The following is a 12,012-nucleotide window of genomic DNA, read 5'->3' as shown; positions in this document are numbered from 1 at the left end:
TTCTTTGGTTGAGAATGGGACTGCAAAGGATACTTTTGGGTTGTTGTTCGAGCAAATATGGGTCAGTGGTGAAGTTATTGTCTTGTTCCAAGTTGTTAATGATTAAGGTCTTTTGCGTCCGTTTGATAGTATTAATAATTGTATAGGGTAGGTTTTCGGTTTGCTCTTGGGAAATAGTGCTTGTGTGACAAGTTTCGTAATTGTATTGAGTGATTATTTCCCAATTATCAGAGTTATTTAACAATAAGACTCCTTTGTTAGCTCCTGCATTCTCAATTAGAATCTGCATTAATTTAGATACCAAGACATTGAATTCAATTTCTCCAGAAATAGCCTGGGATGCTTTGATAGTAGAAGCCAAATCGAAGATGGAAGTATTGCTGCTAACAGTGCTGAGAGATGGGGAGGAACTAGGAAAATCTGTTTGAGTAGAAACAGACTGAGGAGATTTTTGGAGGATAGGGATGAGGAATTGGGGATAAGTTTGTTCAAGTTGCTCAGTCTTAGCTTTAGCTCCCCATTGAGCATAGCAACTGTAAGCTGACTGCATATATCCGACTGCAAATTTCTCCTTACCCCAGTCTAGGTAAAATTTTGCTGCCAGTTCATTGGCTAAAGCTTCTTCTTGGATATATTCGTTAGCTTGAGCTTCTACTATAGCACGATCGTATAGGTCAATTGCTTCTAGTTTTTGCCCTAGACACCGATATCGTTCTGCCTCAACTAAAAGATATTTATGTAAAAAGTTTTCCGAACAACTATCTGACCAAATCTTGAGCTGCTGCTGATTTGATTCAATTTGCTGCCAAGCTTTGCTCTGTTCTTCGGCAGACATACCAGAATACATATTAAGTAAAATCAAAGAACTATAATAATAGTAAGAACCAGAAGTCGTGAAGCCTTTGATATAACTAATAATCTCTTCTGCTTTTCTTGTGTAATTTAAACCAACCTCAAAGTTTTCTGTTATACAGGAAAGGTGCATTCTCAGAATGTAATAGATACAAACTGAAAACCAGATTTGGGATGCTTCTACAGTAGTGATCGTTTTTTCAGCTTTTTCTGCCTCTTGGTCTAGGCAGAGTTGGGTGACAAAAATTTGGGCTGCGCCAAGTGCTACTTGCACAAGCTCATTCTGGATTTTATCTGCCACCAACATATATTTTTCTATATCTAGGCCAACTGCTGCTAAATTGTCTCCTTGGAATAATCGATTTGTAATATTACCCATTAAGTTATAAGCAGCAAATTGAATTTCTCCACACTCCAATCCTGCTAGAAAGCTCTCATAATTTATATCTGCTGCCCCTTTTATTGGTCTTGCCCAAGGTTGAATAAAGCCTCCAAGCGAGAATCCAACTTGACACCTCTGAGATTTACTATTGAGTTTGTGACTTAGTTGCATACCTAAATCTCCCAACTCATAACCCCTTTGATACTGCCCTTGCGATGCTAGAAAGAATCCATAGTTGTTATAAGCTTTGATTGACTCAGGAATATTTCCATGTTTAATTGACAGACAAGCTGCTCTTAAAGAGATGAAACTGAGAAGTTCAATGTTTGAGGTTAGATATGTTGGTGGATCTAGAGAAATGAGCAATTTAATCGTTGCTTGAATATGTGCTTCAACTGTTGTCGGTAAATCTAATAGTGAGGAAATAGACCGTTCTCTCAAACTCTCCCTAATAGAAGCAAACTCTAACTCAACTAGCTCACTTAGATTATTGCTCTCAATCTCAATTCCCAGATTGTTTAATCCCATCAAACCTGCCTGAATTGCTTCGGCAAATTTACCTTGTAAACTAAATTGATTAACTTGAATCACATAAAAATCTGCCTGCTCTACAGGAGAACTCACCTGTTGTAAAGCAATTGCAATTGTCATCTCCAATTCTTCGTAGTTGGCATGACTTAACTGAGCTTCTGCTAAGTAACGATACAGACTTAAAGTCAAGTTATATTGATTAACCCAGGGATCTTTTTCTAGTAAGTTAATCCCTGTTTCTAGATACTCAATTGCTGCTTGATAAGCTGTTGCAGATGTAGCTTTTTGACCAGCAGCTAAGTTGAGTTGTGCTAGTTTCTCTTGCTCCCTTTTCTCATTTATTAGAGATTTGCCAAAGTTGAGATGGTTAACAATATCAAAAATATTCTCTTCTTGTTCTGTTTGGGAAAGCTTTGTCAGCATCAGTTGACCAATCTGGTAATGGGTACCTGGTTTTTGATTTTCACAAATTAATGAGTAGGCAGCTTGTTGCACCCGGTCGTGCAAAAAGCGATAATTAACTGAAATATTTTCAATATCTTGTTCTTGGTATCCTTGAAAAAACTTATAGGTTTGAGTTTCAGGAATTACAAAACCTTCTTGCAATGCTCCCCATAAATCTGTTGCCACTTCCTCTTGAGTTTCTTCGCAGACTACCGTCAACATTGTCAAGTCAAAACGGTTCCCTATACAAGCTGCTAACTTCAGCACATTTTGACTGGCCTCAGGTAGTTTCCGTAAACGCCCTACCATGAATTCCACCACATCATCCGTCATAGCTAGCTGTCGTATTTGAGTTAAATCGCATTGCCAATATCCCTTTTTACTGTTGAATTTTATCAAGTTTTCCTGATGCAAACCTTTCAAAAATTGAGTAGTAAAAAATGGATTTCCTCTAGTTTTTTGATAAATTAATTGAGATAATGGTGTGGCAATTTCTGTTGAAGAAAGTAATGTATCAGCAACTAAATTGGTAATATATTTTTTGTCTAAGGTAGTTAAAGTCAGGGTATTAATATTTGCATCTTGTTTTTGAATTTCATCCAGAGTTAGCATCAATGGATGAGCAGGAAAAACTTCATTATCTCGATAAGCTCCTAAGACTAATAAATAACCTGTTTCTGATTCATTAATTAAGACTTTCAGTAAGTTTAATGATGCTGAATCTGCCCATTGTAAGTCATCTAATAATATTACTAATGGGTGTTCTTTGGTGGTAAAAATACTAACAAATTTACTAAATAGTAGGTTAAAGCGATTTTGAACGGCACTGCCTGATAGTTCGGTTGCTGGTGGTTGTTGACCTATAATTAGTTCTAATTCAGGAATTACATCTATGAGAACTTGACCATTTTCTCCTACAAATTCCAGAATTTTATCTTTCCAATTGGCTAAATTTGTATTAGATTCTCCTAATAATTGACTCATTAAATCTCGGAAAGCTGATACAAAAGCACTAAAGGGTATATTGCGGTTGAATTGGTCATATTTGCCTTTGATAAAATATCCCTTTTGTCGAACTATGGGTTTATGAACTTCATTAATCACAGCAGTTTTTCCAATCCCTGAAAAACCTGCTACTAAAAGAAGACGCGGAGTGGGGGAGTGGGGGAGTAGGGGAGTGGGGTTCGTGTGGTTAGTATTACCTCTAACTTCTGACTTTTGAATTTGGAATTTTGACTTCTGACTTCTGACTTCAGTGGAGGGGTTACTAACTCTCTCGAAAGCATCAAGTAGAATGTTTACTTCCTGTTCCCTACCATAGAGTTTTTCAGGAATAATAAAGCGATCGCTCCGATCCCTTTTACCCAAATCAAATGATATAATTTTCCCTGTAGTTTCTAACTGTTGTAGACATTTTTCTAAATCATATTTCAATCCTAAAGCACTCTGATAGCGACTTTCAGCATTCTTACTCATCAACTTGATGACTATTTCTTGCAAGACTTCAGGAATTTCGATGTTGACTGGAAACTGAACTGTTTTGGCAATATGGGAATATACCAATTTCATAGGATCGTTGGTGCTAAAGGGTAATTCTCCCGTTAGCAGTTCAAAGAATGTTACACCTAGAGAGTAAAAGTCGGTACGGTAGTCAATACCTCGGTTCATCCGTCCAGTTTGTTCGGGGGAGATGTACGCGAGAGTTCCTTCTAAGATGTTGGGGTTAATTAGTTTTTGTTGTTCAGTAGGTAGTAAACTGGAAATGCTGAAGTCAATAAGTTGGACTTGCTTAGTTTCCGGGTGGATAAGGATATTGGTAGGTTTGATGTCTTTGTGAATGATGCGTTTTTCAGTTAGATAGTGTAGAGCTTCTGCTAGTTGAATAGCTATGGTGAGGAAATTTGTCAGACTTTGCTCTGAGTTTTGCCAATAGTTGGATAGGGCGATCGCTTCATTGTCTGGCATAATTAGAGCATAGCCATTACCGTAGCGTTCTAGAGCTAGAGGTTTAACAATGTTTGGATGTTCCAGGTGACGGGTAATAATGTATTGGTTGCGAAATTGGACTAATTCATTGAAGTTAGGGTGGGGGTTCCGTAGAACTTTAATGATAACAGGTTGCCGAGGTATGTCTCGAATAGCTCGATAGACTACAGTCCGGTTTCCAGCATATATTTCGTTTGTTTGTTGATAACCAGATAAGTTTAGCATCATCATCTCCAGGGAAATTCCGACAAAATAGTTGATATTACAGGAGTTATACCAAATCTCAAAAAGTTTGCTATATCTCCTGAAAAAAACTGTTCCTATATAATTCAGTATTAGAATATCCGGAAAAGAGGGAAGAGGGAAAAATAATTGATGATTTATGTACGATAATTAATTTTCTTTTTGATTATTGGAGATGTCTATTGAGGAATAATACCAATTACCAAAAGTAATGCTATGGTGTATTTCAACAGTCAAATAGTTACCAATATTCAAAGTCTATTTTTGACAATTATTAGTTGGTCAGTAATTATTATTCCTACTTTTAACTCTCCCCTCACCTCCTACACTTCCCCTCCTGGGATGGGTTAGGGGTGGGTCCGACACTTCCCCACCCAATCAAATATAGCAAGATTTTTGAGAAACGGTATAAGATAGGGCTTGCTGATTAAATCTCAAAGCATTTACAGATAAAGGTTTTAGTCTTTTTAGGTCTGGAAAAAGTACCTATTTTTCAGCTCTTTATGCACGGTTCCCGAAAAATCAAAAAGGAGCGCATTTTGAGCAAGAGAGTAGCCAAAAAATTACTCCCGTAGGGAGGTTGCATGCAACCTCCCTACCCCTACTCCCCTACTCCCCCGCTCCCCTACTCCTTAAAAAAGACTTTTGAGCGCAAACCCTAAGATAACTACTGTAGGAGCTTTCCGGCGAGAAAGCCCCTACAGACGGTAGTAATTATATTATATTATTTCCGGTTGAATAGTTATAATTAGGGAGGACTCAGGAGTCAGGAGTCATACTAAATCTGGTTATCAAAAGTACCTTTTTCAAATTACTCTCTAGCCATTTTGCATTCTGTCTTACCTTCCTAATAAAGCTTCTGTCTAAACCCCTTAGGTATCATTATCCTATCTTGGTTTGGGAAATTTTTTCAATCTATTTGGCGATCGCTGTTAGGACTCATGTAAAAATAAGTTGTACAAATTTTACCTGGAATGAATTGTGAAATCTAGCTTCCATCAGAAAAACTGTTTAAGTTATTTTTACATGATTCCTAAATATTTAAAACCTGAAATCAATCAACCAAAGCACCAACATTCCTAAGACACCAATTCCGAGTATAATAGTAAGAATATAAGATTGAACTTTACCTGAGACCGCATATTTTAAACCTTGACCACTAAAAATAGTTGCCAAACCAACCAAATTAACCACTCCATCAACGATATAACGGTCAATCCAAGCACTTAACTTTGAGAGTTGACTAACTGCAAAAACCACAGTTAAATTGTAGAGGCGAGCCACATAAAAGTCATAACCAAAAAAGTCTTGAGCAAAACGCAAAGGAGCTTGTATTGGTCTAGACCAAGTTCTACCTAACTCCATAGTGCTACCTAGAATCACACCTAATAAACCAGATGTTACTAATAAAACAACAACAGCTAAATTCAGATAACCCCAATCAGGTAAAAGTGATAACCGTTCCATAATTATCGGAGTTAACAGAGTGACAATAATTAAGGATACCATCGGTACAGCCATAAGCCAGATAACTTCTGGTGTCCGTCTAGTTTTAGGTTGAGGTTCACCTAAAAATATCAAACGAAATACACGAGTTAGATTTAAAGCAGTTAGGAAGTTAACAAATAAGATGACAGGTACTACCCAAGGATCTATAATCCAAAAAACATCTAAACCTTCTCGCAACGCCCAAAAACCACCTAAAGGTAATAATCCCACTAAACCTGCACTTCCTACTAAGAAAGAAGTAGTAGTTGCAGGCATTCGAGACCATAATCCCCCCATTTCTCTGAGGTCTTGACTAATAATAGTCGAAATTACACCGCCAGCACTCATGAATAATAGAGCTTTAGATATAGAATGTGCCAACAGTAATAGCAAGCCAAAAGTGGTCCATTGTGTTCCAACAGCAATGAAAACTAATCCTAAGTAAGCACTTGTAGAATGACATAAAGCACGCTTAAGATCGATTTGAGCCAGAGCAACTAAAGAAGCTCCAATTGCAGTTACAGTTCCAATAGCTACTAATGCATCTAGAGCTATGGGAGCAATAATTAAAATCGGCTGCATTTGGATCAGTAGATAAGCTCCAATAGAAACTACCACAGTATTTCGCAAAATAGAAGCCGGGTTTGGACCCTCCATCGCTTCATCCAACCATAAGTGCAAAGGAAATTGAGCGCATTTACCTACTGGCCCAGCAATTAGAGCCAAGCCTAATAAATTAGCCGTTATGGGAGAAAGTTCTACTCTTTCAGCCCATTCATATAGATCTGTAAAATTCATACTTCCAGCCAAAGCTGAAATAGCAACTACTCCCATGAGTAGCAAAACATCTCCTACCCGCTTCGTTAAAAAGGCATCTCTTGCTGCTGTTACTACTAATGGTTGAGCATACCAAAAACCAACTAATAAATAGGTACAAACAGTTAGCATTTCTAGCAAAGCATAGGAAACAAATAAAGAGTCGCTAATTGTTAAGCTACTTATTGCTGCCTCAAAAAATCCCATTAGTCCAAAAAACCTAGCTAATGCCCAATCCTTTTCTAGATATCCCAAAGCATAAACTTGGGCCACTAAACACAGGGCTATAACAACATCCATTGCCCCAATAGTTATTGATGAGATATTGAAGGCAAAGGATAGGTTTAATTCTCCAGTCTCTAGCCAGTTGAATATTATTTCTCGTGGTGCCTGATTCGAGATAGCTTGATAGATAATGGAGCCATGAATTAAGGCCAATAGCGTCATCAATAAATTAAAATAAGCTGCTGGACGTGGCCCAGTACGTTTGATTATCCCTATTGACCATGGCAGAGTTAAAATTGCTCCAAGTAAGCCATATAAAGGTATGCACCAAAAATTTTGAATCAGAAACTCGAACATTATATTTCTTGACTTTTAGTATTAAGAATAAATATATACATACGATTAATATAGATTCAAGTTATTATAAGTATATATACTTGTTTTTTATGCTAATAGAGGATTGAGCCAAAAGTAATTAAAAAAAAATTTAGGATTGATACCTGGGAGCTGAGGATCGCTGAATTAACCATTAACTATAAGAACTTCAATGGTAAAGAATTTATTTTTCTAAATCGCTTCAATTATGAATTATGATGATAGTTGCTATTGTCAACGATGCCATGTTTCTCTATGCTGAAACTATAGCATTTGATAGATTTTGATTGTAAAAATGGGAATTCCCTGCAAAGCTATCTAGAGACAATACTGGCCTCAATGCTTAAGTTAACTTCTGTCAATAGGAGAGAAAAGAATGCCAATTGCTGTGGGAATGATTGAAACTAGAGGGTTTCCAGCAGTAGTAGAAGCTGCTGATGCGATGGTTAAAGCAGCTAGAGTTACCCTAGTGGGTTATGAAAAAATAGGTAGCGCTCGTGTAACAGTAATTGTCCGAGGAGATGTCTCGGAAGTACAAGCTTCTGTTGCGGCAGGAATAGAGTCAGCTAAAAGAGTTGATGGTGGTGAGGTAGTATCAACTCATATCATTGCTCGTCCCCACGAAAACTTGGAGTATGTCTTGCCAATTCGATATACCGAAGAAGTCGATCAGTTCCGAACTTATTAATTTGAGTTGCGGGAATTTGTCTTAAATATTTGGCTAGAGCTGATTGATTTTCCCAAACTTTAGGATGATACTTTGATTTGCTAGTAGAAAAAAGAAGTTTACCCTAAAGGTTTAGGGCAATCATTACTAATTGATAATTGATAATTGATAATTGATAATTAATCAATTCGGCTTTATTACCTCTCCTTAAAAGGAGAAAAAAAGAAATTGTAATTTTCTTATCTTCAATCCTTGATGGTAAAACCAGAGGTAATTATCCATTATTCATTATTAATTAATGAAAGAGATTGCCCAATCTGGGAAAAATTTTAAGACGAATTTAGGTAGATGAAACTAGAGAGACTAAAAAAATTATCAGACAAAGTGGGCAGAAAGCTAGGTTGATCACTAAGCTGACTATATACGAGTATTTTGATTTGTCTCCTAAAGAATATTCTGTGGTCAGCTAAGAAGAGATTGAGCACCTTGGATGTATCATTTTGCATAGTATCAGCTTAGAATATCCTTGAATTTAGTCTGGCGATTAGTCAATAAAAGTCAAGATATAGACTAGAAATTCATTAATTGATAATGGACAATGAATAATGGATAATTACTTCAAGGAAAACCGTAACGGAATTGAATATAAGGAAAGATTATTTCTTTTTTCTCTTGAAAGATAAGGCTTTAAACCTTTGCGGATTAATTCTCAATTATCAATTATCAATTATTCATTGGTAAAAGAATCTGTAAAATAATATCACGGAGTAAAGATAATGTCAATTGCCGTTGGGATGGTAGAAACCCTAGGCTTTCCAGCAGTTGTAGAAGCAGCAGATGCAATGGTGAAAGCTGCACGAGTTACCCTTGTTGGCTATGAAAAAATTGGTAGTGGTCGCGTAACGGTTATTATTCGCGGAGATGTATCGGAAGTACAAGCTTCAGTAGGAGCAGGAGTTGATAACGTCAGAAAGGTGAATGGAGGCCAAGTTATGTCAACTCATATCATTGCTCGTCCCCATGAAAACCTAGAGTATGTTCTACCTATTCGTTATACTGAAGAGGTAGAGCAGTTTCGCGATAGTACCACTGGAATCCGTAGACCATAGAAGTAAATAGATTTCAGATGGTAGATTTGAGATTCAACTGAAAAAGATGCCCTAAGACCTAGAAGGAGTTTGGTTGCCTTAACTGTTTCGGCTGTCGCCGACATAAAAATGCCTGTGGAGGTTGTGCTGGCGACTGTTACCGTATAAGCAGGGACGTGGCATGCAACGTCCGTACACATTAAAATGTTACTAATTGTGAGGTTTTAGATCGGTTTTATCAAGCAGGATGAACTCACAAACATTACTATTGGTAAGCTTAAAAACTTTGTTCAGGTAAAACTATAAAATCTAAAATCTGAAATCATGTAATTAAAACAGATCATGCAAATTGCCAAAGTTCGTGGCACCGTTGTCAGCACCCAGAAAGAGCCTAACTTAAGAGGAACAAAACTACTTCTGCTGCAATTTATAGACGAAGAAGGCCATCCACTGCCCAAGTATGAAGTAGCTGCCGATAATGTCGGTGCAGGAATAGATGAATGGGTTTTGGTTAGCCGTGGTGGAGCAGCTCGTGAAGTGCCTGGGGGCGAACAACTTCCTGTAGATGCCAGAGTAGTAGCTATTATTGACACAATAACTGTGGACAATCGCATGATCTATGGTAAAAAAGACCAATATCGTTGAATAGTCCACTATCAAACTGTTGAACTGTTGGATGTTGAACTATTAACAACAAGAAATTTACCAAATAACCAACACCCAACATTTAACTGAGAGAGGAAAAAATAGATGCCACAACGCAATCAACCAGCTCCACCTACCCCCTGGTCAAAAGACTTGGCGCAGCCAAAGATTGATGACACAGATTATATTCATTCCTTTTCCAATATTATTGGAGATGTCCGTATTGGAGCTAATGTATTAGTAGCCCCTGGCACCTCAATTCGTGCTGATGAAGGTACTCCATTCTATATTGGAGCGGGCAGTAATATCCAAGATGGAGTAGTTATCCACGGTTTAGAACAAGGACGAGTCATAGGTGATGACCAACAACAGTATTCTGTGTGGATAGGTAAAAATGTTTCTATCACTCATAAAGCTTTAGTTCATGGTCCTTGCTACATCGGTGATGACTGTTTTATCGGCTTTCGTTCTACAGTTTTCAACGCCCGCATTGGTGAAGGGTGTATTATTATGCTCCACGCTCTGATCCAAGATGTAGAAATTGCTCCTGGTAAATATGTGCCTTCAGGAGCAATTATTACAAATCAACAGCAAGCAGATCGTTTGCCAGATGTACTACCGGATGATATGGAATTTGCCCATCATGTGGTAGGAATTAACGAATCTTTACGACAAGGTTATCTGTGCGCGAAAAAGATGTCTTGCATTACCCCTATTAGAAATGAAATGAACATTAATTACACAAATGGTAACGGTAACGGCTCTTCAGTAGGAACTGGTACATTGACTCCAGAAGTAGTAAATCATGTAAAGCAGCTAGTATCCCAAGGATATTATGTTGGTACAGAACACGCTGACGCCCGTCATTTTAAAACAGGTTCTTGGAAGACTTGTTCTCCAATTGAAAGCACTAACTCTTCAGAAATAGTAGCAGCTCTAGAAGGTTGTATAGCAGAACACGCTGCGGAGTATGTGCGGATGTTTGGTATAGATCCTAAAGCGAAACGTCGCATATCTCCAATTATGATTCAACGTCCTGATGGCAAAAAAGTTGCTCAAAAATCAACTACTGGTGGCTACAGTGTTCCTGCTGCTGCTAGGGTTCAAACTACTACTGCTGCCAATGGTACTACAGGTTTAACTCCAGAAGTAGTAAACCAAGTTAATTCTTTGATGTCTCAAGGATGCAAGATTGGTACAGAGTATGCTAATGAACGTCGTTTTAAAACTAGCTCTTGGCAAAACGGTCCGACAATGGAAAGTTTGGCTGCTCTAGAAGGATTTTTGGCAGAACACAGTGGTGAATATGTACGTTTAATAGGTGTCGATCCTAATGTTAGACGTCGTGTTGCGGAAATTTTAATTCAAAAACCAGGCGATCGCTCTATTCAACAATCTGCAGTTGCTTCTCCAAGTTATCAAGCTCCTGTATCTAACCAAGGTGCAGCAGTTAATACTGGTTTAAGTCAGGCAGTTGTAGACCAAGTACGTTCATTATTTAATCAAGGATATCGGATTAGTTTAGAACACGCTAATGAACGTCGCTTTAAGACTAGCTCCTGGATGAGTGGCGCTCCTATTTCTGCTACTAATCCCTCTCAAGCAATAGCTGAACTAGAACAAGCTTTGGCAGAATATAGTGGGGAGTATGTACGTTTAATTGGTGTTGATACTAATGCGAAACGTCGAGTGCTGGAAACTGTGATTCAACAGCCAAATGGTAAGGGTCAAGGATTTGCTCCTCTTAAAGCTACTTCTAATGGAAATGGAGTAGGTAATAATGGTAATTCTCACTCAGCTCCTGTTTATAGTAGTGTAACAAATTCTGCTGCAACAAATAAGTTAAATCAAGAAGCAGTTGAACAAATTCGCTCTTTGATTGCGGGTGGTTATAAAATTGGTACTGAATATGCTGACCAACGTCGTTTCCGCACCAGCTCTTGGAAAACTGATACTCAAATAGATGCTAAACGGGAGGCTGATGTTTTCCCAGTGCTTGAGGAAAGTTTGGCTCAACATGCGGGAGAATATGTCCGCTTGATTGGTATTGATCCTAAAGCGAAACGCCGTGTTTTAGAAATGATTATTCAGCAACCTAACGGTAAGAACTAATTGAAGCAGGTGTTAGGTGTTAGATGAGTAATCTAAGACTTAGCACCTTTTTCTAGACACTATGAAGATAGTTGGTTTTCAACCCAATTATTTAGGTTATTAGGTGTTTACAGCAATTTCGGAGTTAGTGAGGTACAAAATTTTTGGTAACACAAGCA

6 protein-coding genes are annotated in these 12,012 nt (G+C 37.9%); 4 read left to right on the top strand and 2 right to left on the bottom strand.

Going from position 1 to position 12,012, the window contains the following annotated elements; all coding sequences use genetic code 11:
- On the bottom strand, window positions 1-4,420 hold a 4,420-nt coding region (locus tag ACP6PK_RS07720; protein WP_426559117.1), incomplete at its 3' end, for an AAA family ATPase.
- Window positions 4,421-5,479: 1,059 nt separating this feature from the next.
- Window positions 5,480-7,324: an NAD(P)H-quinone oxidoreductase subunit F gene (locus ACP6PK_RS07715; RefSeq protein ID WP_426559116.1), complete on the bottom strand. Its 1,845-nt coding sequence runs from the start codon at window positions 7,322-7,324 to the stop codon at window positions 5,480-5,482.
- A gap of 394 nt (window positions 7,325-7,718) precedes the next feature.
- On the opposite strand from ACP6PK_RS07715, the gene ACP6PK_RS07710 reads away from it, so the two are divergent.
- The 4 genes from ACP6PK_RS07710 to ACP6PK_RS07695 all read left to right on the top strand — a co-directional run bounded on the left by ACP6PK_RS07710 (window position 7,719) and on the right by ACP6PK_RS07695 (window position 11,854).
- On the top strand, window positions 7,719-8,030 hold the full coding sequence (locus tag ACP6PK_RS07710; RefSeq protein ID WP_094678177.1) for a carbon dioxide-concentrating mechanism protein CcmK: 312 nt from the start codon (window positions 7,719-7,721) through the stop codon (window positions 8,028-8,030).
- 755 nt (window positions 8,031-8,785) lie between these two features.
- Window positions 8,786-9,118, top strand: a complete 333-nt coding sequence (locus tag ACP6PK_RS07705; RefSeq protein ID WP_094678175.1) for a carbon dioxide-concentrating mechanism protein CcmK — start codon at window positions 8,786-8,788, stop codon at window positions 9,116-9,118.
- Window positions 9,119-9,439: 321 nt separating this feature from the next.
- The gene (locus ACP6PK_RS07700) at window positions 9,440-9,742 is read left to right on the top strand and encodes a EutN/CcmL family microcompartment protein (RefSeq protein WP_094678173.1); all 303 of its coding nucleotides are present in this window, start codon (window positions 9,440-9,442) and stop codon (window positions 9,740-9,742) included.
- A 105-nt stretch (window positions 9,743-9,847) separates the two neighbouring features.
- Window positions 9,848-11,854: a ribulose bisphosphate carboxylase small subunit gene (locus tag ACP6PK_RS07695; protein ID WP_426559115.1), complete on the top strand. Its 2,007-nt coding sequence runs from the start codon at window positions 9,848-9,850 to the stop codon at window positions 11,852-11,854.
- The last annotated feature ends 158 nt before the right edge of the window (window positions 11,855-12,012 follow it).

This window comes from Dapis hubbardiae BLCC-M172 (genome assembly GCF_050016015.1).
Lineage (GTDB): Bacteria > Cyanobacteriota > Cyanobacteriia > Cyanobacteriales > Microcoleaceae > Trichodesmium.
This window is presented reverse-complemented; position numbering and strand designations above follow the sequence as displayed.

Bases quoted from the DNA above. Each gene is read 5' to 3' on its own strand.
- ACP6PK_RS07695 (WP_426559115.1), top strand. From the start codon at position 9,848: ATGCCACAACGCAATCAACCAGCTCCACCTACCCCCTGGTCAAAAGAC.
- ACP6PK_RS07715 (WP_426559116.1), bottom strand. From the start codon at position 7,324: ATGTTCGAGTTTCTGATTCAAAATTTTTGGTGCATACCTTTATATGGC.
- ACP6PK_RS07705 (WP_094678175.1), top strand. From the start codon at position 8,786: ATGTCAATTGCCGTTGGGATGGTAGAAACCCTAGGCTTTCCAGCAGTT.
- ACP6PK_RS07710 (WP_094678177.1), top strand. From the start codon at position 7,719: ATGCCAATTGCTGTGGGAATGATTGAAACTAGAGGGTTTCCAGCAGTA.
- ACP6PK_RS07700 (WP_094678173.1), top strand. From the start codon at position 9,440: ATGCAAATTGCCAAAGTTCGTGGCACCGTTGTCAGCACCCAGAAAGAG.